Source organism: Xaviernesmea oryzae (genome assembly GCF_900109605.1).
Lineage (GTDB): Bacteria > Pseudomonadota > Alphaproteobacteria > Rhizobiales > Rhizobiaceae > Xaviernesmea > Xaviernesmea oryzae.
Window position 1 is genome coordinate 13904 of record NZ_FOAM01000004.1, and the last position, 20577, is coordinate 34480.

Consider the following 20577-nt stretch of genomic DNA (forward strand, 5'->3'; position numbering starts at 1 on the left):
CCGCGCCTTCCTCAAGACCCCGGGCCTCGCGCCCGGGGTTTTCGTTTGGGGACGGCCTTGCCTTCGCGACTGGACGCAAGGGTCCCCGATGCCGCATTATGAAGATCCGCAAGGAAGACGAGACATGACCGAAGCCGACCGCCCCGTCGAAAACAAGCCGCTCTTTGGCAATCCCTGGATCTTCATTCGCGGCGTGCCCTCCATGCAGTTTCTGCCGCCGGAGGGGCCTGCGGAAGTGGCCTTTGCGGGGCGCTCCAATGTCGGCAAATCCTCGCTGATCAACGCCTTGACCGGCCATAAGGGCTTGGCGCGCACCTCCAACACGCCCGGACGAACGCAGGAACTCAACTATTTCGTGCCGGACGGCTATTCCGGCGAAGGCAGCGACCTGCCGCCCATGGCCCTGGTCGACATGCCCGGCTATGGCTATGCCCAGGCACCCAAGGCCCAGGTAGACGCCTGGACCAAGCTCGTCTTCGATTACCTGCGCGGCCGTGCCACCTTGAAGCGCGTCTATGTGCTGATCGACAGCCGCCATGGCCTGAAGAAGAACGACGAGGAGGTGCTGGCACTCCTCGACAAGGCTGCCGTCTCCTACCAGATCGTTCTGACCAAGACCGACAAGATCAAGGCCGGCGCCGTGCCGCATCTGATGGCCGATACCACACAGCGCATCCTCAAGCGCCCGGCTGCGTTTCCCGAGGTGATCGCGACCTCCTCGGAAAAGGGTGAGGGTCTGGATGCCTTGCGCGCCGCGATCCTGGCGAGCATCAAACCCTGACGACAGAATACGGCGCAGCGTCTTTCGGCGACAGGTTCGTCCGTCAGACTCGCCTTATGAACGCTTGGCCCTAATTGCGAACTGGCATGGCTTTCACCCGAAAGTCCGTCATTCTCGTCAAGAAGGAGCCAGCCCCATGTCCGATCTCATCGTCGTCGGTTTCGATACCAAGGAAGAAGCCGACAACGTCCTTCTGAAGTTGAACAGCCTCAGCAAGGAATATCTCGTGGATCTCGAGGATGCCGTCGTCGTCGTTCGCGACGAAAGCGGCAAGGTGCATTTGAAGCAGAGCATGAACCTGACGGCCGTCGGCGCCACGTCGGGCCTTCTGTCCGGTTCGCTCTGGGGCGGCCTGGTCGGTCTGCTGTTCCTCAACCCGCTGGCGGGCTTTGCCATTGGCGGGGCAATCGGCGCCGGCGCGGGGGCTCTGTCCGGCTCGATGGCCGATTACGGCATCGATGACGACTTCATCAAGTCGCTGGGCGAGACCATCCCGAACGGGTCGTCCGCATTGTTCATCCTGGTGCGCAAGGTGCAGCCGGAAAAGGTGATGGCGGAACTCACCGGCTTCCGCGGCCGCGTGCTCAAGACCTCGCTCTCGCCCGATCAGGAGGCAAAGCTGCAGGCGGCCCTCTCAGGCGGCGCGCCGTCTCCGATTCCGGCGCCGGCTGCTTTTTAAGCCTTCGCGAGAAAAAGCGCGGGGCCGAAGCCGGCGCCGCGCTTTCCGCTCGCGCGCCTCAGTTGGGCATTTCGCCCGGCACGAAGGCAAGCGCCAGCCCGTTGATGCAATGCCGCTTTCCGGTGGGCTTCGGTCCATCGTCGAAGACATGGCCGAGATGACCGCCGCAGCGCTTGCAGTGAACCTCCACCCTCTCCATGCCTTCAGAGGAATCCTTGCGCATCCCCACGGCCTCCGGCAGCGCCTTGGTGAAGCTCGGCCAGCCCGTGCCGCTGTCGAACTTGTTTTGCGAACTGTAGAGCTGCAGATCGCAGCCGGCGCAATGGAAGATTCCTTCGCGCTTCTCATTGTTGAGCGCGGAAGAGAAAGGTCGTTCCGTATCGGCTTTCCGCAGGATGCGATATTGATCCGGCGTCAGCTTGGCGCGCCATTCGGCATCGGTTCGGGTGATCTCGAAGTCTTCGGCCCACAAGCGCTGAACGCCGGTGACGGTGAGAAGGCCAAGGGCGGCACCCGAGAGCAGGAAATGGCGGCGGTCGATCATGATCAGGCTCCTTGCCCTTTTGCGCATTGCCAATTGCCCGCTTATTTAGGGCGTTTGCCGCTGGAGCAAGGCTTGGAACACATACCTGGCAAAACAGAAACGGGCGGAAAATCTCCGCCCGTCCGACATTTCTCAGCTCCAGTCACGCGCGTCGGCGCGTCATATCCGTCAGGATTTCGGCAGAAGAACCTTGTCGATCACGTGGATCACCCCGTTCGACTGCTTGACGTCGGCAATCGTCACATGGGCGACCGTGCCATTTTCATCGGTCAGCGTGATCGACTTGCCGTCCTTCTTGGCCTGAAGCACACAGCCGCCGACCGTCTTGATGGCGTGCGTGCCGCCGTCATCGGCGATCATCTTGTTGATCGTCTTCGACATGGCATCGGCCGCCACGACATGGCAGGTCAGGATCTTGGTCAGCTTCGCCTTGTTTTCCGGCTTCAGCAGCGTGTCCACCGTGCCGGCGGGCAGGGCTTCGAAAGCCTCGTTGGTCGGTGCGAAGACGGTATAGGGCCCCTTGCCTTCAAGCGTTCCCACCAGGCCGGCTGCCTTGACGGCGGCTACCAGCGTGGTGTGGTCCTTCGAATGCACGGCATTTTCGACGATGTTCTTGTTGGCATACATCGGTGCGCCGCCGACCATCGGGTTCTTGGCTTGCGCGGCAACAGGCGCGGCAAGCGCTGCGATCAGGCCGACCATGACGGTGGTGCGCTGGATGGAGGTGAACATGGGTCTCTTCCCTTCCTTGGTCCGCCCCGGATCATGCCGGTGGCGGCGCTTGGTTGTCCTCCCCGTCGACGGGGACAGAACGAACTACGGAAGGGTCGAAGAATAAGTTTCAGCCGACAGGCAAACGGTTGAGAAAAATTCCAAGCGCCGCGTAAGGGCGGCGCGCTATGGCATACGCGCGACCGGACCCTGTGCGATGATGGGACCTGTGGCCTTGCCCGTGGGAGAGCCGCCCGGCGGCTCGATGCTGACGGCGAGGATAGCGCCGGCACTGAGCGAACGGCGCAGATCGGCCGGCACGACCAAGCCGCCTTCGCCCGTTTCCGGTAGGACGCCGAGGGAGCGTGGGGCATGTCCGCCTTCGACAAGCCAAAGTTCGAGCGACTTGGCTCCTTCGTTGCGAGCGGCAACAGGCCGCACCAGCAAACGGCCGGAGGCAGCATGATAGGCGGCTATAAGGTCGACCCCCGTGCCCGTCACAGTCATTTCGGCAGAAAGCGTCGGCGCCAGCAGGGGACGCGCGGCCTGTCCCGACAGGGCCGCCATGCCGCCCAGCACGGCAGCCACTGCCAGAGATGCAAAAGCGAAGCCTCGCCAGAAGACGAGCGAATTCCAGAGAGATGGCCGCGCGCTGGCCGGCCTCGGCGCACCGAAAGCCCGCCGCTCGATCTTGCGGCGCAGATGGCGCGGTGGCGTTACAGGCTGATAGGCATCGTCAAGGCCGGAGAGATTGGTCTGCCAGCGTCTGACCGTGGCGGCAAAGCGCCGGTCGGTCGCCATGCGCGCCTCCACCTTGCGCCGATCGTCCAGCGAAAGGATCCCTAGCACATATTCGCCAGCGACCAGTTCGTCCCGGCGGACATTGCCGCCCTCCGCCCCCTCCGCTCCCGGCTCGTCCGAGTTCTTGTCCGTCATCGCTCCAGGCACTCTCTCAACGTCAAAAGGCTGCGCCTCAGCCAGGTCCGCATCGTGTTCAGCGGCACGGCGAAATGATCCGCCAGCTCCTGATAACTCGCGCCCTCGATATAGGCGCGCCGCACAGCGTCAGCCCTATCGGGGGCCAGTTCGTCAAGGCAAGCATCGATCCGCCGCCTCTCGCCAGCGGCGACGGCGCATGCTTCGGGATCGGCCGTGGAATCAGGCAGATCATAGGCCTCATCGAGCACATCCGCCACCGGCTTTCGCGCTCTCAAACGGTCGATGGCCTGGTTTCTGGCAATGGCTTGCAACCAGCCGGCAGCGCTTGTTGCAGCCGGAACGAAGCCATCCGCCCGCGCCCAGATTTTCACATAGACTTCCTGCAAGGCCTCCTCGGCCTCCGCCCTGTCCTTGAGCATACGCAGGCAGACACCGAAAAGTTTCGGGCTGGAGGCGCGGTAGAGGCGGGAAAAGGCATCGCGGTCCTTCAGGCCAACGCGGCTGATCAGCAGCGCCAGATCCTCATCGTTCATCCTCATCTCCTGCCGCGTCAGGGTCAATCAGGACCGGCGGCGAGCCTCAAAAGGCCGCGCCGGCTTCCGATCATCACGGGCCGCCGTCATTACGCCTTTATATTCGTGACGGATCATTCCCTCCTTGGGCAACATGCGCTAAACACCAGCCCGCCTTGCCGCCCGCGCCGCGCAGGAGGCCGGATCCTGCGGGAGCGGCGGCGTCGCCTCTCGCCTTTGCCCTTCGTCCTGCCGTCAGTCCTTTAAGGTTTCCGCCATGTCCCCATCCGAAAGCGAACTCCAGGCCAGCCTGCTTGCCCAGGCCCTGCCCTTCATGCAGCGCTATGAGAACAAGACGATCGTCGTGAAATATGGCGGCCATGCCATGGGCAATGCCGAGCTTGGCAAGGCGTTTGCCAGCGATATCGCGCTTTTGAAGCAGTCGGGCGTCAATCCGATCGTCGTGCATGGCGGCGGTCCGCAGATCGGCGCGATGCTGACCAAGATGGGCATCGAATCGAAATTCGAGGGCGGCCTGCGCGTGACGGATGCCAAGACGGTCGAGATCGTCGAAATGGTGCTGGCCGGCTCGATCAACAAGGAGATCGTCGCGCTCATCAATCAGACGGGCGAATGGGCGATCGGCCTCTGTGGCAAGGACGGCAACATGGTCTTTGCCGAAAAGGCCAAGAAGACCGTGATCGATCCCGATTCCAACATCGAGCGCGTGCTCGATCTCGGCTTCGTCGGCGAGGTGGTCGAGGTCGACCGCACGCTGCTCGACCTCTTGGCCCGTTCCGAGATGATCCCAGTCATCGCTCCGGTTGCCCCAGGCCGCGACGGCGCGACCTATAACATCAACGCCGACACCTTCGCCGGGGCGATTGCCGGCTCGCTGCATGCCACACGGCTTTTGTTCCTGACGGACGTTCCCGGCGTGCTCAACAAGTCGGGTGAGTTGATCAAGGAGCTGTCTGTCGCGCAGGCTCAGGCGCTGATCGCCGACGGCACGATTTCGGGCGGCATGATCCCGAAAGTCGAGACCTGCATCGACGCGATCAAGGCCGGCGTCCAGGGTGTCGTCATCCTGAACGGCAAGACCGCCCATGCCGTTCTGCTCGAAATCTTCACCGAGCATGGCGCCGGCACGCTGATCGTTCCCTGATCGAGGCAGCACCTGCCGCTTTTGAAAACCCTCCCGCCGCCGGCCGGAGGGTTTTCTTTTGCGCTTAGCTCATCAGCAGGCCGAGAATGCCGGACACGATCAGCAGGCAGCCGAGCACTTCCAGCCGGTTCACCCGCTCCTTGAACAGGAAGAAGGAGGCGGCGAAGGTGAAGACCAGTTCGATCTGGCCGAGCGCGCGGACATAGGCTACCGGCTGCAGCGCCATGGCGGTGAACCAGCAGGTAGAGCCGAGCACGCCGGCAAGCCCGACCAGCGATGAAGACCGCCAGGAGCGGATGACGCGGCCGATCTCGGCGCGGTCGCGGATCAGCATCCACACGAGCATGTAGATCGTCTGGAAGCCGGTGACGCAGGCCAGCGTCACGGCAGCCTGCATCACGGCATTCGGCCCACCGAGCGCCAGCGCGGCGCTGCGATAGGCAACGGCGGAGAGGCCGAAGATCGCGCCGGAGGCGATGCCGATCAGCGCGGTACGGCCGACGAGCGCGGCGGCAATGCTCTTCCAGGACAGCGGCGAGCGGGCGATCGAGATCAGCATAACGCCGATGACGCCAACGACGATGGCCAGCACCGCTCCCACCGACAGCCGCTCGCCCAGCAGCAGAAAGCCGAACAGTGCCGCTTGGACCGGTTCGGTCTTCGAATAGGCGGTGCCGACAGCGAAATTGCGCAGAGAGAAGAGATGAACGAGGAGGATGGTGGCATAAATCTGCGCAAGACCGCCGATGACGGCCCAAAGAAGAAAGCCGGGGCTTAAGCGCGGCAGGCTGTAGCCCGCGCCGCTGTGCAGCGCCGTGACATAGACAAGCGCAATGGGAAACCCATAGCCGAAGCGCACGAAGCTGGCGCCACGTGTGCCGAGGGTGCCGCGCAGATGCTTCTGCAGCGCCGAGCGCAGGTTCTGCAGAAAGGCGGCGGCGATGGTGATGGGGATCCAGGCGTCCATGATGCGAGGCGCGTTATCATCTTGCAGGTCCTGCGCCAAGCAGCCGCAGCGGGAAATCGCCGGAGAACGGCTGGCGGGCTTTCCTTTCCGTCCGATGCGCGACATATAAAAGGCATGGCACCGCTCACGACCCCTCCCCGCCCCGCCGATTTCGCCCATGTCCGCGACTGGGTCTTCGATCTCGACAACACGCTGTATCCGCATCATGTCGATCTCTTTGCGCAGATCGACCGCAACATGACGGATTATGTCGCGACCCTGCTCCAGCTGGAGCCGACGGAGGCGCGGGCCTTGCAGAAGGCCTATTACCGCGACCATGGCACGACCCTGCAGGGGCTGATGATCAATCACGGCGTCGATCCCAACGACTTTCTGCAGAAGGCACATGCGATCGACTATACGGTGATCCCCGCCGATCCGGCGCTGGGTGAGGCGATCAAGGCGCTGCCCGGCCGCAAGTTCATCTTCACCAATGGCACCGTGGCGCATGCGGAGATGACGGCGCGCGCCTTGGGGATTCTCGATCATTTCGAGACGATTTTCGACATCGTCGCCGCCGAATATGTGCCAAAGCCGGCCGGCGCCACCTATGACAAGTTCATGGCGCTGAACCGCGTGGATACCGCGCACGCAGCGATGTTCGAAGACCTGCCGCGCAATCTCGTTGTGCCCAAGGCGCTGGGTATGACCACGGTTCTCACCGTGCCGCGCAATCTCGAATATGCTTTTTCGGAAATCTGGGAGCGCCATGGCGAGAGCGACGACCAGATCGACTATGTGACCGAGGATCTCGCGACTTTCCTGCAGACGCTGATCGATTGAACCGGCGCGGCCGATACAGAAGTTTACAAGAACGGGATGGCGAACAGCGTGTGCGGGTTTCGCCCAGGGTTCCCCTCTAATTCTTTGATCAAGATCATGTTTCATGATTTAGGACCGAACGGCTCTTAAATCATCGTCATCTGGGGATAGGATCCTGGCCCGACTATGCTATCAATCGTGATGTTCTAATTCACGGAGCACCGGGATCCATGAAAAAAGCGCTTTCCTTCGGCCTCGCCGGCCTGATCACCTTTTCCAGCCTCGCCTTGCCGGTCCTTGCCGAAGACCAGCCCGCCGCCAAGCCTCCGGCCGAGAACGCGGCGCAGGACGCGCCGGCCAAGACAAAGGCGCGGGCCGACCGCACGCAACGGCTGATCGCCCGTTTCGACACCAATGGCGACGGCAAGATCTCGCCCGAAGAGTTCACCAAGGGCGTGGACGTGGCCTTTGCCGCGCTGGATGCGAATGGCGACGGCCAGGTGACGCGAGACGAGTTCACCAAGCGGGCCGAAGCCATGAAGGCCGCTCGCAAGGAGTGGGTGGTGGCGCGCAAGAGCGGCGCGACCGATGCAGAGGAGAAGAAGGCCAAGTTCGAGGCTCTACATGCCTTCCCCGGCTGGCGGGTGCGCATGTTCGATCGCGCGGATGCCGATAAGAGCGGCGGACTGAGCCGGAAGGAAGCCGAGGACCTGTCCATGGCCTACTTCAAGCGGCGGGACCGCAATGGCGACGGTGTCCTCGACGCCTCTGATTTTACCCGAAAGAAGTAAGGACTACCGACGTGCGGCCTGTGCATGACCGATAGGCCGCATCGTCCAGGCCTATGGATGACGGACGGAGCCGAGCCGCTTCAGAGCACGGCTCCTTCCTGAATGGTCTGCCTCAGCGCAGGCCGGAGGCCAGCGGCACAGCGGGATCGGCGGAAGCCGGTTCCACCTTGGCGTAGAAATCCGCGATGATCTTCCAGGCCGCTTCCGCTGTGTCGACGAAATGGATGAGGTCGACATCCCCTGGCGCGATCGTGCCGAATTCGGCCAGCGCATCGAAATCGATGATCGAGCGCCAGAAGGATTCACCGAAGAGGATCAGCGGCACCAGCGCCATGCGGCCGGTCTGCATCAGCGTCATGGTCTCGAAGAGTTCGTCCAGCGTGCCGAAGCCGCCAGGGAAGACGGTGACGGCCTTGGCGCGCACGAGAAAGTGCATCTTGCGGATGGCAAAATAGTGGAAGTTGAAGCTGAGATCCGGCGTCACATAGCGATTGGGCGCCTGCTCGTGCGGCAGGACGATGTTGAGCCCGATCGAGGGCGCACCGACTTCCTGTGCACCGCGATTGCCCGCCTCCATCACGCCGGGGCCGCCGCCGGTGACCACCACGAATTCCTTGTAGTCGAAGCGGGCCGCATGCAGCGAGCAGAGCCGGGCGAACTTGCGTGCCTCATCATAATAAACTGACGCCGCTTCGAGATTGCGCTTCTGCGTTTCGTTCTTGGCGGCCCAGGCATCCTGGCCGGGCGCGGGAATACGCGCGCCGCCGAACATCACGATGGTGGAGGTGATGCCGCGCTCGGCCAGCGCCATCTCGGTCTTCAGCAGTTCGAGTTGCAGCCGGATCGGTCGCAGTTCCTCGCGGCAGAGAAAATCGGAATCGGCATAGGCGAGCCGGTAGGTGGGCGACAAGGATTGCGGCGTCGGCGGCACACCGGCGGCGCGCTCGCGTGCCTGGGCGCTATCGGCCAAGGGGTCCCAGACGCCATCCTTGCGGCGCAGCTTCGGCTTCTTCATGCGTGTCATCGTTTCAGTCTCCGGCGTCGTTCTCGCCATGACCAATGCTTGGACGCGTCGGCGAAAACGCTTCAACTTTGCACCATCATGATCTAATCGGGAGGCAGCATAGGCCCATCAATTAAAGGAATCCTGATGACCGAGGAACTTGGCCAGCTTGAGGCCGTCATCGAATCCGCCTTCGAAGCCCGCGACGGCATCACCATCAACACCAAGGGCGAAGTTCGCGATGCGGTGGACGCGGCGCTGAACCTGCTCGACAGCGGCAAGGCCCGTGTCGCCACCCGGGGCGAGGATGGAAACTGGACCGTGCATCAGTGGCTGAAAAAGGCCGTCCTCTTGTCCTTCCGGCTGAACGACATGCAGGTGGTCAAAGGCGGTCCCGACAACGCGACCTGGTGGGATAAGGTGCCTTCGAAATTCGAAGGCTGGGGAGAAAACCAGTTCCGCGCCGCAGGGTTCCGCGCCGTTCCCAATGCCGTGGTGCGCCGCTCGGCCTATATCGCGCCCAACGCCATTCTGATGCCCTCCTTCGTCAATCTCGGCGCCTATGTCGGCGAAGGCACGATGGTCGACACCTGGGCGACAGTCGGCTCCTGCGCGCAGATCGGCAAGCATGTGCATCTGTCCGGCGGCGTCGGCATTGGCGGCGTGCTGGAGCCGATGCAGGCCGGCCCGACCATCATCGAGGACAATTGCTTTATCGGTGCGCGCTCGGAAGTGGTCGAGGGCTGCATCGTACGTGAAGGCGCGGTACTGGGCATGGGCGTCTTCATCGGTAAGTCGACGAAGATCGTCGACCGTGCCACCGGCGAGATCAGCTATGGCGAAGTGCCGGCCTATTCCGTCGTGGTCGCCGGCACGCTGCCGGGCAAGCCCTTCCCGAATGGCGAGCCGGGCCCCGGCCTCTATTGCGCCGTCATCGTCAAGCGCGTCGATGAGAAGACCCGTTCGAAGACAGGCATCAACGAGCTTCTGCGCGACTAGATGACGATGATTGAAGTCCCATTCGGTCTTCAATCACAGGACACGATGCTCATGATCATGGGCTTGGCAGCCCCCTCATCCGCCTGTCGGCACCTTCTCCCCGATGGGGAGAAGAGACCGAGGCAAGAGCTTAGCGCCTCAATTTGACGTCGAGAAAAAGAGATATATCGGGTCTTGCAACGCAAGAGGTAGCATGAGACGGCGCAGTATGTCTCTTCTCCCCACCGGGGAGAAGGTGGCCCGAAGGGTCGGATGAGGGGGCGGCCAAGCCGCCAAGTTTTGCGTCGTATCTTGTGTTTTCAAATCTGAATCATGATCTAAATCAAAGAATTAAAATAGGATTGCAGGCGAAAACTACACACGGTCTTCGCCATCCCTCTCCAAGGCCGATGGGCAAGGTGCCAGACTTTCGAAGGTATGAAAGGCGGTCCATCGGGCCGCCTTTTTTCGTTCGTCAATGCTGCGGCATGGCGAAGGTGAATCGGGTCTCGCGCTCATCGGAGGCGACAGTGATCGTGCCGCCATGCGCCTTGGCGATTTCGGCTGCGATGAACAGGCCGAGACCGAGACCGCCCTGGCCGCCGCCCATGCGCACGAAGGGTTTGAACAAATCGGCCTGCAGCTCCGACGCAATCGGCTGGCCGCCATTGGCAACGCTCAACAGGAACGTCCCCTCCTGCATCCGCGTCTCGACACGAACCGGCTGGTCCTTATCGCCATGGGTGATCGCATTGGCGAGCAGATTGGAAAGAAGCTGGCCGATGCGACCCGCATCGCAGCGCACACGCTCATGCGTCAGTTGCGCCTCGATCTGCTGGCTGGGATGGGCAAGCCGGAGCTCTTCGATGACATGGCTGAGAAGCGGTGCCAGCGAGACGGCATCGACCTCCTCCAAGGCCAGCCCGCTGCCGAATCTCCCGCGGGCAAAATCGAGCATATTGTCGATCAGGCCCGACATCCGGTCGATACTGGCACGCATCAGCTCGATGACACCCTTGGAGCGCGGCGGCAGTTCCGTCTTGGCGAGCATGCGCGTTCCCGCCTCCAGTGAGGCAAGCGGGTTGCGCAGGTCATGGCCGAGAACGGCAATGAATCGCTCGCGCAGTTCGCTGGCCTCGTCATGCTCGGTGGCGCGGCGTTGCGCGTCGATGTGAAGGGCCAGAAGTTCGGCGAAAAGCGCGAACATGCCGGTGACTTCAGGCGTGTTCAACCGGTGGGGCTGGGCATCCACGGCGCAGAGGGTGCCGAAGAACGATCCGTCCGCCAGGATGATCGGCATGGCGATATAGCTTCGAAGCCCGTAAAGCTTCAGGGTCGGATGACCGGCATAAACAGGATCCTGAGCGGCGTCATCGACGACAACGAGCTTGCGATGATCGCGGATCTCGTTGCAGATCGTCGTCTCCACTTTCAGCTCATCGCCCGCCTCGAGGCCGAAGGCACAGAGGTCTAGCACATGGGCAGCCACCCAGCGCTCTTCCGTGACACGCGCGACGGCGGCAAAGCCCATGCCGGTCACCCGGCAGCAGACATCGAGAAGCCGGGGAACGATCCCGATGCGGCGCAAAAGCTCGACCGTTGCCTCATCCCTGTCTGCGCCCTCGGGATGCAGCAGCATCGGCGCCTCGCCTGCTGGCCATTCCGGCAACAGCACGGATGACGTTATGTTCGCCATTCGGCTTTCCTTTCAAAAAGGCCAGTTTCAAAAGACAGCGCAGCTTTGCCGATGCGACAGAGCATCATGCCGAACATCGATCTCCCCATTTCGGTTCGATGTTCCGGCCTCACCTTGTCTGCGCTCAATGTCGTCGAGCATCGGCCATGCGCCAAGACGACCCGTCTGTCGCAGCGCCAAGCGCACTTAACGTCGCCCGGCGAAGCGCACCCGCCATCCTCGTCCTGCTCGATATGAATGATATCAGCACCGATGGTCTCAGACCGCCAGACTCGCCACCATCCCGCTGGTCTTCGGCGATGCTGGCTCCCTCGTTTAGCGCGCCATCATCGGTGCATTCGATCGCGCCGCCTTCAGGCCGGCGCGCAGTCGCGGCCTCGTCGCCGCATTGTATGCGCTTATACTAGGGCAGTCATTGCTTGCCGACAATGGCGAAAGCGGATTTGTCGAAAACGGATGCATGCGCGGATAAGGCAGCGGCCGAAGCCGCAGCCTCGCGAATTGCAGGTTCAGGCTTTGCTGGGCGTAAACGGCGCGGGGCGACGATGGGCGCCCTGGCGGGTCAGCATCCAGCCCGGATATTCGGCCGGAAGCGCGCTGACCTCGTCGAGCCGGCGCATCTCCTCCTCGGAGAGGCTCAACTCGACCGCTTTCAGATTTTCCTCCAGCTGTTCCTGTCGCTTGGCGCCGATGATCACGGTGGTGACGAAGGGCTTGGCGAGGATATAGGCGAGCGCCACGGCGGCCACCGTCGTACCATGCGCGGCTGCAATCTCCCGCATCAGGGCGACGCAGGCCCAGGCACGGTCCTTTTCAACCGGAGGAAAATCGAAGTTGGCGCGGCGGCCCTCGCCATTCCCAGGCGCGCCGGGACCATATTTGCCCGAGAGCAACCCACCTGCGAGCGGCGACCAGACCATCAGCCCCATCTTCTCTTCCTGCAGGAGCGGAACGATCTCGCGTTCCAGATCGCGGCCGGCGATGGTGTAATAGGCCTGCAAGGTCTCGAAGCGGGCAAAGCCCTTGCGCTCAGAAATTCCCAAAGCCTTGGCGATGCGCCAGGCCTGCCAGTTGGAGACGCCGACATAACGCACCAGCCCGCGCGAGACGAGATCGTCCATGGCGCGCAGTGTCTCCTCGATGGGCGTGACGGGGTCGGTGCCGTGGATCTGGTAGAGGTCGATATGGTCGGTCTGCAGCCGCTCCAGGCTTGCCTCGACCGAATCCATGATATGGCCGCGTGAGGCGCCGCGGTCGTTTGGCTTGTCGCCCATCTGGCCATAGACCTTGGTGGCGATCACCACGTCCTTGCGCGGCACAGCCAGGTTTTTCAGCGCCTGACCGAGCAGGCGCTCGGATGTGCCGAAGGAGTAGACGTCGGCCGTGTCGATGAAATTGATGCCGGCTTCGAGCGAGCGCTCGACGATGCGGGTGGCGCCCGCCTCGTCGAGATCGGCGATCGAGCCCCAGGATGAGCCCTTGTCTGCTGCCCCGAAGGTCATGGTGCCCAGGCAAAGTTCGGATACGAAAAGGCCGGTCTGGCCAAGTTGGTTATAGCGCATGGATCAAGCTCCTCGGCGCGGGCGGTCGACAAAGCCGGACGGCCTGAACGTGACGGAGACTTGTGCTGGAACTGTCACGTCCGTGGAGGCCGAAGGCGGCAGCACGGCCGCGTGTGTCGGATTGAGTGCGGGAAACATTGGCGTCCTCTTAATTAAGGAGGGCCCTCACAGCATATAGGCAGAAGGATCCAAAAGGAAAGCGGCATCGGTGGGGGCCATGATCGCAGGCGACGGGTGCTGATGCCAGCCTTATTCCGGATGGCGTGACAGTCTAGCCAGGATCGGCTAAAGCATGTCGCGCAAGGACGCGCAGCGGCTTTGCACGAGCGTACGACGTTAAAACAAGGACTTATAAAGTGGTGCGCGTGGATCTGAAAGATCGCGGCACGCTTCGAGCCCTTGGTGCCCTTCCTGCCGTTCCGTCCGGGACCGATGATTCCATGACCGCCACAGACCCGATCGCCAATCTGGCCGCCTTGATCCGTTGCCCGTCCGTTACGCCGGCCGAAGGGGGCGCGCTCACCGCGCTTGAAGCGCTGCTTGGACCGCTCGGCTTCCAGCTGGATCGTATCCGATCGACGACGCCGGGCACGCCCGATATCGACAATCTCTATGCACGCCACGGAACGCAAGGGCCGCATTTGATGTTCGCCGGCCACACGGACGTGGTGCCGCCGGGTGATACAGACCTTTGGCGCTTTCCGCCTTTTTCGGCGGAGATCGCGGATGGCATGATGCATGGGCGCGGCGCGGTGGACATGAAGGGCGGCATCGCCTGTTTCGTCGCCGCCATTGCCCGGCTTTTTGCCCGGGGCGTACGCCTGCCCGGCTCCGTCTCGCTTCTGATCACCGGCGACGAGGAAGGCCCGGCGATCAACGGCACGCCGAAGCTGCTCGACTGGGCGGTGGCGCGCGGCGAGCACTGGGATGCTTGCCTGGTGGGCGAGCCGACCAATCCGGATGTGCTCGGCGATATGATCAAGATCGGCCGGCGCGGCTCGCTCTCCGGCATCGTGACCGTGACAGGCGTGCAGGGCCATGCCGCCTATCCGCATCTGGCCGACAATCCGGTGCGCGGCATTCTGGCGCTTGCCCGCGCGCTGATGGACCCGCCGCTCGACGCAGGCACGCAGGATTTCCAGCCGACCAATCTGGAGGTCACCTCCATCGATGTCGGCAATCCTGCCACCAATGTCATTCCGGCCAGTGCCACGGCACGCTTCAACGTCCGCTTCAACGATATCTGGACAGCCGACACGCTGAAGGCGGAGCTCACCCGACGGCTCGATGAAGCCGCGCGCGACGAAGCGCTGCGGCCCGGACGCGCGCCCGTCCGCTACAGCATGACCTTTGCCGAGCGGCCAAGCCATGTATTTTTGACGCGCAACGACCGGCTGATCTCCACGCTTTCAGCCGCCGTGCAAGGGGTGACCGGCCGCACGCCACAGCTCTCGACAACCGGCGGCACCTCGGATGCACGCTTTATCAAGGACCATTGCCCCGTTGTCGAATTCGGCCTTGTGGGACAGACCATGCATATGGTCGATGAGCGTGTGGCCCTTGCCGATCTGGAAACACTGACGCAGATCTACGAGCGTTTTGTCGAGGACTGGTTTGCCGATGCCGCAGCTTGAGGACGTGGGGATCTATCTGAAGGGGCTCTGGCTCCTCATCCTCGGCAAGCGGGAAGGCTTCGACTGGCTGGATATCAGCGTTCCCGGCGTCTGGCGCTCCTTCGGGGCGATCCCTTGGTGCCTGCCGGCCATGACGGTTTCCTGGGCCTCCTGGCGGCTTGCCTATCTTGCGGCCATGCCCGCAGGGACGCCAACCGGACTCGCCTTCATCGCCAAGCTACTGCTGGTCGATCTTGCCAGCTGGATCCTGCCGCTGCTGCTGGTCGTGGCGCTGTCCCGTCCGCTCGGCTATGACATGCTGCTGGCACCCTTGATCGTCACCACCAACTGGCTTTCGGTGCCGACCTATTACGCCATGGCCGTTCCCTCGGCGCTGCGCCTCGTCCTGCCGAATGCGGACGGCTTCACGGCCCTCTTGTCGATCCTCGCGCTCATCTGCGCGCTTCTGGCGCTGTTTCGCATTCTGCGCGCGATCACCGGCGAGCAGGTGCTGCTTGCCTGGGCGCTCTCGGCCCTCTTCGTCCTGCCCTCGCTGATGCTGGGAGAAACGCTGCAACGCACACTTGGCCTGATCCCCGGCTGATCAATAATCCACCTGCATGAAATAGAGCCCATCCGGCGGGGCGACCGGGCCGCAAGCGCGTCGGTCGCGCGCATCCAGGGCTGCGCGCACATCCTCGACGCTCCATTTGCCTTCGCCTGCAAGCTTCAGCGTGCCGGCCAGCGAGCGGATCTGATTGTGCAGAAAGCTCTGTGCGCTGGCGCGGATTTCGATCAGGTCGCCATCGCGCGTTACATCCAGCCGGTCGAGCGTGCGCACCGGGCTGTTGGCCTGGCAATGAACCGAGCGAAAGGTCGTGAAATCGTGCTTGCCGACGAGTGTCTGCGCCGCGTCATGCATGCGGCCGGCATCAAGCGCGCGGTGCACCCACCAGACCCGTCCGGCCTCGAGCGCAGGCGGCGCGCGGCGGCAGAGGATCCGGTAGAGATAATGGCGGCGCGTTGCGGAAAAGCGCGCGTCGAAATCATCCGCCACCGCCATGACCTCAAGGATCGATACCCGCTCGCCCGCCTGCCCGAGATGGGCATTCAGCGCCGTACAAAGCTTTTCCGGCACCCAGACGCGGGAGAGATCGGCATGGATCACCTGTCCGCGCGCATGCACCCCGGAATCCGTACGTCCGGCCCCGCGGATCGAGACGGTCTCACCGGTCAGCCTGAAGATCGCCCCCTCGATCGCGCCCTGGGCCGACGGACCGTTTTCCTGACGCTGCCAGCCCACATAGGGAAGGCCGTCATACTCCACCGTCATGCGATAGCGCGGCATTCAGGCCACCTGCGTCCCGGCGGGAATCGGCAGGCCACGGCGAAATTCCTCGGCCTCCAGCACCTTGCCACCCGCACGCTGTAGCCTCGTCAGCCGGACCGAGCCTTCCAGACAGGCGATCGTCAGATCGTCGAACAGCGCCGTGCCCGTCTCGCCGCCGGCCGTTTCCAGCGCGCAGGCGAGAACCTTCACGCGCTCGCGCTTACCGCCGGCCTCCACCTCGAACCAGGCACCGGGGGCCGGCGAGAGGCCGTGAATATGGCGCAGCACTTCGCGCGCGGGCTTTGCAAAGGAGATCCGTGTTTCGTCCTTGGCGATCTTGGCGGCATAGAGAACGCCCTCTTCGCTCTGCGGGGTCAGCGGCAGGTCGCCCGTCTCCAGCCGCGCCATGGCCTGCACCATCAGCCGTGCACCTGCCTCCATCAACAGGTCGTGCAGCGTGCCCGCCGTGGTCGCCTCGTCGATCGGCACCCGCTCGGTCAGCGCCACCGGCCCGGTATCGAGCCCCTTTTCCATCTTCATCACCATCATGCCGGTTTCCCGATCGCCGGCCATAATGGCCCGCTGGATCGGCGCGGCGCCACGCCAGCGCGGCAGAAGCGAGGCGTGACCATTATAGGCGCCGAGACGCGTGCCGGTGAGAATCGCCTCCGGCAGCAGCAGGCCATAGGCCACGACCACGGCCACATCGGCGTCGAGTGCGCGAAAGGCCTCGCGGTCCTCATCGGCCTTGAAGTTCAACGGCGTGCGCACGGGGAGCCCCAGCGCCTCGGCGGCATGATGGACGGGCGACGGCGTCAGGTCCAGCCCGCGCCGGCCGGCCGGGCGCGGCGGCTGGGTATAGACCGCCACAATCTCATGTCCGGCCTCCGCAAGTGCCTTGAGAGTGGCGACGGAAAAGGCGGGCGTGCCCATGAAAACGATGCGTAACGCCATCCGATAGTCCTCCAGGGCTGCGGCGAAGGCAGCGGCAGTCCCGCGCGCCATGTCAAATGCGACGATTGCCGCAGCCGGCGCATATCTTGCCGACACCAGTCGATCCGGCATTATCCGATCAGCGTTTTCAGATCGCCTTGGTCCCGCGCAGCTTCGACGCCTTGGTGAACTTGCGGATCACCATTTCGCGCTTGAGCTTGGAAATGTGATCGATGAACAGCACGCCGTTCAGGTGGTCGATTTCATGTTGCAGACAGGTGGCCAGAAGCCCGTCCGCCTCGATCACATGCTCCTGCCCCTCGCGGTCGAGGTGGCGCACGGTAATGGCGGCAGGGCGCTCGACCTCGGCATAGTAATCCGGGATCGACAGGCAGCCTTCCTCATAGACCGAGCGGGCATCCGAGGCGCTGAGAATTTCAGGATTGATGAAGACGCGCGGCGCCTTCTCCTCGCCTTCCTTGGCGACATCGATGACCAGCAGACGACGCGGCACGCCAACCTGCACGGCGGCCAAGCCAATGCCCGGCGCATCATACATCGTCTCGAGCATGTCGTCGGCCAGCCGGCGAACCTCGTCGTTCACGCTTTCCACGGATGCGGAAACCTGGCGCAGCACCGGGTCCGGCAAAATGATGAGCGGTTTGATCGTCATGGCGCTCCCTTATGGCGTCGGAGCGCATAGACCTGTCGCTCCGGTGCCATGGATCTTTGTTCTGGCATCGGCCTCTTTCAAAACCGGATCCCACTTTTCGGGCCGATGCTCTAGCCCAAACTTTGCGGCGAGGGAATTCGCTTTGCACGTAGCGGCACGTCCCTGCCGGTGATTTTGGCGGAAAGATGCATCATGTTCTTGTTTTGATCTAGTGCTTCCCACAAATTCTGCTAGGTTCGCGTCACCTTGACCGGCACTGGACACGTCTTCCTGGCGCACAGGCAAAGCGGGCGCGGCATCCGGGTCCCCTGATGCGGCTGGCCTAGAGCGTGAAGCCGTTCGCCGCTCGACGGAGCGATTTGACCAGTGGCATTAAGGTGGATGCTCGCTCCCGCCATCCTTAGCGGCGTGCCTTCCTCTCCTGGCTGTTTTCGCCTCCTCTGACTGTTCTGGTGCCATGGCCCGCGATACCCTCAGCTTCGATCATGTTCTCTTCGCCATCGGCGGCCTGCCCATCACCCTCGGCCTTCTGCTATCAGGCACCTGCGGGCTGCTGTTGCTGCTGTTTCTCGCGACAGTGCTGCGGCGTGGACGGGTCCAGGAGGCGGCAGAGGCGCGGATCGACGTGCTGCTATCCGCACAGGCCGACATGCAGAGCCGCATCGCCACGCTGACCGAGGTTTTCGGCACGCGCCAAGCCGAGCTCAACCGGGCAATCGGCGAGCGGCTGGATGGCATGGGCCAGAGGATCGGCAGCTCCATTCTGCAGCAGACCCAGGCGACCCATGAAAATCTTCGCCGGCTGCAGGAGCGGCTGACCGCCATCGACAGCGCCCAGGCCAATATCCAGACGCTCGCGCGCGACATGGCCGGCCTGCAGCAGATCCTCTCCAACAAGCAGACGCGCGGCGCCTTCGGCCAGCAGCGCATGGAGACCATCGTTGCCGATGGCCTGCCGCAAGGGGCCTATGCCTTTCAGCCGACGCTGTCCAACGGCGCGCGGCCGGACTGCACCATTCGCATGCCCAACGGCCAGCCGGCGCTGGTGGTCGATGCGAAGTTTCCGCTCGAAGGCTGGAATGCCATGCGCGCCAGCGAGGACGAAACCGCGCGCCGCTATGCCACGCAGCAGTTTCGGCGGGATATGGAGGTGCATATCCGCGACATCGCGACCAAATATCTGCTACCGGGCGAAACCCAGGACACGGCCTTCCTGTTCGTCCCCTCCGAGTCGATCTTCGCCGACATTCACGAACATTTCGAAGCCATCGTGCAGAAGGCGCACCGTGCCCGCATCGTCATTGTATCTCCGTCGCTGCTGCTTCTTTCGATCCAGGTGATCCAGGCCATTTTGCGCGACGCCTCCATGCGCGAGCAGGCCCATCTGATTCGCGACGAGGTGGTACATCTGATGGCCGATCTCGGTCGGCTCGACGAGCGTGTGCGCAAGCTCCAGGGCCATTTTCTGGCCAGCCAGCGCGATGTCGAGGACATCCTGATCTCCTCGGACAAGCTGCGCAAGCGCGGCGGGCGGATCGAATCGCTGGAGCTCGACACACCGGCCGCCGCAGCCGAGCCGCCCGTGCCGGCCGCCGATCCCGCGCGGCCGCGCCAGGGCGGCTTGAAGCTGAGGGTGGTTGACGAGGAGTAAGGCGGCGGGCACTGTGCCGCCACATCGGCGGGCAGCCCACGCATGAGCGCGGTCCGCCTTCACCAAGAAAAACAGCGCCATTGGCAAAAGGCCATATGGCGAAAGGGCATACGGCGTTCGGGGGGATCAAAGCCCGAAGCGGCGCACGGGAGGATAGGCCATGATCACCGTTTTCGGCTCCATCAACATGGATCTGATCGCGACGACCGAGAGGCTGCCGCGCCCGGGCGAGACCGTCGCGGGGCGCAGTTTCTCCACAGCGGCTGGCGGCAAGGGCGCAAACCAGGCGCTGGCGGCGACTCGCGCCGGCGCCCGTGTGCGCATGGCCGGCGCGGTTGGCGCCGACAACTTTGCCGATGACGCATTGGCGTTGATGACGGAGGCCGGGACGGACCTGAGCTTCGTGCGCACCGCATCTGAGCCTACGGGCACGGCGCATATCCTCGTCGGCGACGACGGCGAGAACGTCATCGTCGTGGTACCCGGCGCCAATGGCGCGATCGGCGATGGAGAGGCGCGCGCCGCCATCGGCGCCATGAACCGTGGCGACCTCCTGATGCTGCAGCTCGAAGTGCCCGCAAGCGCCGTGGAGACTGCGCTGAACGCCGCCCGCGCCGCTGGCATTATATCGCTTCTCAATACAGCGCCCCTCACCCCCGAAGCTGCTGAACTTTCGAGGCTTGCCGACATTGTCGTGGCCAATGAGCACGAGTTTGAGCGGCTTTCCGGCCATGATGTGCTTTCGCCGGACGAGCGGCGCGACGCCATGGCGCGCCTGTCGGCAGAAACCGGCCAGACTCTGGTGATCACGCTTGGCGCCGAGGGCGTCATCGCCATCCGGGACGGGCAGTTTCATGAGGCCATGGGGCTGACCATTACCCCGGTCGACACCGTCGGCGCCGGCGATACGTTCTGCGGCTATCTAGCAGCTGGGCTGGAGGCCGGGCTCGACTTCGACCGGGCGCTACGCCGCGCGGCCATCGCCGGCTCGCTCGCTTGCCTGGCGCCGGGCGCTCAGCCAGCCATTCCCCTTGCTGTCGAAGTGGATGCGGCGGAAGCCGAAAATAGCTGACAACGCCTTTCTGGCCTTTCCGATCGTTGTCTCAATACCGTGACTGCCTGGTTTTTCTTGATCAGCACGATGTGATGGAACCAGGCGGGCATGGCCGCCGTTTCCTGGCCGAACCCGCGCATCAAGGGAAGTTTATGCTTTCCAACCGCGCTGTCAGCCGGCACGGTCCCCACCCG

21 protein-coding genes are annotated in these 20577 nt (G+C 63.4%); 10 read left to right on the forward strand and 11 right to left on the reverse strand.

Annotated elements, in window-relative coordinates; translation table 11 throughout:
• Positions 1–124: 124 nt before the first annotated feature.
• Positions 125–781 carry a ribosome biogenesis GTP-binding protein YihA/YsxC gene (gene yihA / locus BMX61_RS05510; protein ID WP_075628615.1) on the forward strand — a complete coding sequence of 219 codons (657 nt, stop codon included), beginning with the start codon at positions 125–127 and terminating at the stop codon, positions 779–781.
• 136 nt (positions 782–917) lie between these two features.
• A complete protein-coding gene (locus BMX61_RS05515; RefSeq protein WP_075628614.1) occupies positions 918–1460 on the forward strand; it encodes a DUF1269 domain-containing protein in 543 nt (180 codons plus the stop codon).
• A 58-nt stretch (positions 1461–1518) separates the two neighbouring features.
• Here the strand turns inward: BMX61_RS05515 and msrB are convergent, their stop codons facing one another.
• The 4 genes from msrB to BMX61_RS05535 all read right to left on the reverse strand — a co-directional run bounded on the left by msrB (position 1519) and on the right by BMX61_RS05535 (position 4187).
• On the reverse strand, positions 1519–2004 hold the full coding sequence (msrB, locus tag BMX61_RS05520) for a peptide-methionine (R)-S-oxide reductase MsrB (RefSeq protein WP_075628613.1): 486 nt from the start codon (positions 2002–2004) through the stop codon (positions 1519–1521).
• Between the two features lie 168 nt (positions 2005–2172).
• Positions 2173–2736 carry a fasciclin domain-containing protein gene (locus BMX61_RS05525; protein WP_075628612.1) on the reverse strand — a complete coding sequence of 188 codons (564 nt, stop codon included), beginning with the start codon at positions 2734–2736 and terminating at the stop codon, positions 2173–2175.
• 165 nt (positions 2737–2901) lie between these two features.
• Positions 2902–3651 carry an anti-sigma factor gene (locus BMX61_RS05530; RefSeq protein WP_075628611.1) on the reverse strand — a complete coding sequence of 250 codons (750 nt, stop codon included), beginning with the start codon at positions 3649–3651 and terminating at the stop codon, positions 2902–2904.
• The gene (locus tag BMX61_RS05535; protein WP_075628610.1) at positions 3648–4187 is read right to left on the reverse strand and encodes a sigma-70 family RNA polymerase sigma factor; all 540 of its coding nucleotides are present in this window, start codon (positions 4185–4187) and stop codon (positions 3648–3650) included. The genes BMX61_RS05530 and BMX61_RS05535 overlap by 4 nt, the downstream gene beginning before the upstream one ends.
• A gap of 256 nt (positions 4188–4443) precedes the next feature.
• Here BMX61_RS05535 and argB point away from each other — a divergent pair, with 256 nt between their 5' ends.
• Positions 4444–5331, forward strand: a complete 888-nt coding sequence (argB, locus tag BMX61_RS05540) for an acetylglutamate kinase (protein ID WP_075628609.1) — start codon at positions 4444–4446, stop codon at positions 5329–5331.
• Positions 5332–5395: 64 nt separating this feature from the next.
• On the opposite strand, the gene BMX61_RS05545 is transcribed toward argB, so the two are convergent.
• Positions 5396–6298 (reverse strand): DMT family transporter, encoded by a 903-nt coding sequence (locus BMX61_RS05545; protein ID WP_075628608.1) that lies wholly within the window; start codon positions 6296–6298, stop codon positions 5396–5398.
• A gap of 114 nt (positions 6299–6412) precedes the next feature.
• Here BMX61_RS05545 and BMX61_RS05550 point away from each other — a divergent pair, with 114 nt between their 5' ends.
• Positions 6413–7120: a pyrimidine 5'-nucleotidase gene (locus BMX61_RS05550; RefSeq protein ID WP_083639525.1), complete on the forward strand. Its 708-nt coding sequence runs from the start codon at positions 6413–6415 to the stop codon at positions 7118–7120.
• Positions 7121–7329: 209 nt separating this feature from the next.
• A complete protein-coding gene (locus tag BMX61_RS05555) occupies positions 7330–7890 on the forward strand; it encodes an EF-hand domain-containing protein (RefSeq protein WP_075628607.1) in 561 nt (186 codons plus the stop codon).
• A gap of 112 nt (positions 7891–8002) precedes the next feature.
• On the opposite strand, the gene BMX61_RS05560 is transcribed toward BMX61_RS05555, so the two are convergent.
• Positions 8003–8914, reverse strand: a complete 912-nt coding sequence (locus tag BMX61_RS05560) for an LOG family protein (protein ID WP_075628684.1) — start codon at positions 8912–8914, stop codon at positions 8003–8005.
• 126 nt (positions 8915–9040) lie between these two features.
• Here BMX61_RS05560 and dapD point away from each other — a divergent pair, with 126 nt between their 5' ends.
• Positions 9041–9892: a 2,3,4,5-tetrahydropyridine-2,6-dicarboxylate N-succinyltransferase gene (gene dapD / locus BMX61_RS05565; RefSeq protein WP_075628606.1), complete on the forward strand. Its 852-nt coding sequence runs from the start codon at positions 9041–9043 to the stop codon at positions 9890–9892.
• Between the two features lie 454 nt (positions 9893–10346).
• Here dapD and BMX61_RS05570 read toward each other — a convergent pair whose 3' ends face one another.
• Entirely contained in the window at positions 10347–11567 is a 1221-nt protein-coding gene (locus BMX61_RS05570; protein WP_234794605.1) for a GAF domain-containing sensor histidine kinase, read from the reverse strand.
• Between the two features lie 509 nt (positions 11568–12076).
• Entirely contained in the window at positions 12077–13129 is a 1053-nt protein-coding gene (locus BMX61_RS05575; protein ID WP_075628605.1) for an aldo/keto reductase, read from the reverse strand.
• Positions 13130–13569: 440 nt separating this feature from the next.
• Between BMX61_RS05575 and dapE the strand changes: the two genes are divergently transcribed.
• Together dapE and BMX61_RS05585 are read left to right on the forward strand one after the other, a co-directional pair.
• The gene (gene dapE / locus BMX61_RS05580; protein ID WP_075628682.1) at positions 13570–14763 is read left to right on the forward strand and encodes a succinyl-diaminopimelate desuccinylase; all 1194 of its coding nucleotides are present in this window, start codon (positions 13570–13572) and stop codon (positions 14761–14763) included.
• Positions 14750–15346 (forward strand): hypothetical protein, encoded by a 597-nt coding sequence (locus tag BMX61_RS05585; RefSeq protein WP_075628604.1) that lies wholly within the window; start codon positions 14750–14752, stop codon positions 15344–15346. The genes dapE and BMX61_RS05585 overlap by 14 nt, the downstream gene beginning before the upstream one ends.
• Here BMX61_RS05585 and truA read toward each other — a convergent pair whose 3' ends face one another.
• From truA to def, 3 genes are all read right to left on the reverse strand, one after another.
• Positions 15347–16090, reverse strand: coding sequence for a tRNA pseudouridine(38-40) synthase TruA (gene truA, locus BMX61_RS05590; protein ID WP_075628603.1), 744 nt, complete (start codon positions 16088–16090; stop codon positions 15347–15349).
• Positions 16091–17026, reverse strand: coding sequence for a methionyl-tRNA formyltransferase (fmt, locus tag BMX61_RS05595; protein WP_075628681.1), 936 nt, complete (start codon positions 17024–17026; stop codon positions 16091–16093). It lies immediately after the preceding gene.
• A gap of 127 nt (positions 17027–17153) precedes the next feature.
• Positions 17154–17678, reverse strand: coding sequence for a peptide deformylase (def, locus tag BMX61_RS05600; RefSeq protein ID WP_075628602.1), 525 nt, complete (start codon positions 17676–17678; stop codon positions 17154–17156).
• 457 nt (positions 17679–18135) lie between these two features.
• On the opposite strand from def, the gene BMX61_RS05605 reads away from it, so the two are divergent.
• Positions 18136–19329, forward strand: coding sequence for a DNA recombination protein RmuC (locus BMX61_RS05605; protein WP_075628601.1), 1194 nt, complete (start codon positions 18136–18138; stop codon positions 19327–19329).
• Between the two features lie 160 nt (positions 19330–19489).
• Positions 19490–20401 (forward strand): ribokinase, encoded by a 912-nt coding sequence (locus BMX61_RS05610; RefSeq protein ID WP_075628600.1) that lies wholly within the window; start codon positions 19490–19492, stop codon positions 20399–20401.
• The last annotated feature ends 176 nt before the right edge of the window (positions 20402–20577 follow it).

Bases quoted from the DNA above. Each gene is read 5' to 3' on its own strand.
- argB (WP_075628609.1), top strand. From the start codon at position 4,444: ATGTCCCCATCCGAAAGCGAACTCCAGGCCAGCCTGCTTGCCCAGGCC.
- BMX61_RS05545 (WP_075628608.1), bottom strand. From the start codon at position 6,298: ATGGACGCCTGGATCCCCATCACCATCGCCGCCGCCTTTCTGCAGAAC.
- BMX61_RS05535 (WP_075628610.1), bottom strand. From the start codon at position 4,187: ATGAACGATGAGGATCTGGCGCTGCTGATCAGCCGCGTTGGCCTGAAG.
- BMX61_RS05555 (WP_075628607.1), top strand. From the start codon at position 7,330: ATGAAAAAAGCGCTTTCCTTCGGCCTCGCCGGCCTGATCACCTTTTCC.
- dapE (WP_075628682.1), top strand. From the start codon at position 13,570: ATGACCGCCACAGACCCGATCGCCAATCTGGCCGCCTTGATCCGTTGC.
- BMX61_RS05575 (WP_075628605.1), bottom strand. From the start codon at position 13,129: ATGCGCTATAACCAACTTGGCCAGACCGGCCTTTTCGTATCCGAACTT.
- BMX61_RS05530 (WP_075628611.1), bottom strand. From the start codon at position 3,651: ATGACGGACAAGAACTCGGACGAGCCGGGAGCGGAGGGGGCGGAGGGC.
- BMX61_RS05515 (WP_075628614.1), top strand. From the start codon at position 918: ATGTCCGATCTCATCGTCGTCGGTTTCGATACCAAGGAAGAAGCCGAC.
- BMX61_RS05550 (WP_083639525.1), top strand. From the start codon at position 6,413: ATGGCACCGCTCACGACCCCTCCCCGCCCCGCCGATTTCGCCCATGTC.
- msrB (WP_075628613.1), bottom strand. From the start codon at position 2,004: ATGATCGACCGCCGCCATTTCCTGCTCTCGGGTGCCGCCCTTGGCCTT.
- yihA (WP_075628615.1), top strand. From the start codon at position 125: ATGACCGAAGCCGACCGCCCCGTCGAAAACAAGCCGCTCTTTGGCAAT.
- BMX61_RS05560 (WP_075628684.1), bottom strand. From the start codon at position 8,914: ATGACACGCATGAAGAAGCCGAAGCTGCGCCGCAAGGATGGCGTCTGG.
- BMX61_RS05525 (WP_075628612.1), bottom strand. From the start codon at position 2,736: ATGTTCACCTCCATCCAGCGCACCACCGTCATGGTCGGCCTGATCGCA.
- truA (WP_075628603.1), bottom strand. From the start codon at position 16,090: ATGCCGCGCTATCGCATGACGGTGGAGTATGACGGCCTTCCCTATGTG.
- def (WP_075628602.1), bottom strand. From the start codon at position 17,678: ATGACGATCAAACCGCTCATCATTTTGCCGGACCCGGTGCTGCGCCAG.
- BMX61_RS05585 (WP_075628604.1), top strand. From the start codon at position 14,750: ATGCCGCAGCTTGAGGACGTGGGGATCTATCTGAAGGGGCTCTGGCTC.
- BMX61_RS05570 (WP_234794605.1), bottom strand. From the start codon at position 11,567: ATGGCGAACATAACGTCATCCGTGCTGTTGCCGGAATGGCCAGCAGGC.
- BMX61_RS05605 (WP_075628601.1), top strand. From the start codon at position 18,136: ATGGCCCGCGATACCCTCAGCTTCGATCATGTTCTCTTCGCCATCGGC.
- BMX61_RS05610 (WP_075628600.1), top strand. From the start codon at position 19,490: ATGATCACCGTTTTCGGCTCCATCAACATGGATCTGATCGCGACGACC.
- dapD (WP_075628606.1), top strand. From the start codon at position 9,041: ATGACCGAGGAACTTGGCCAGCTTGAGGCCGTCATCGAATCCGCCTTC.
- fmt (WP_075628681.1), bottom strand. From the start codon at position 17,026: ATGGCGTTACGCATCGTTTTCATGGGCACGCCCGCCTTTTCCGTCGCC.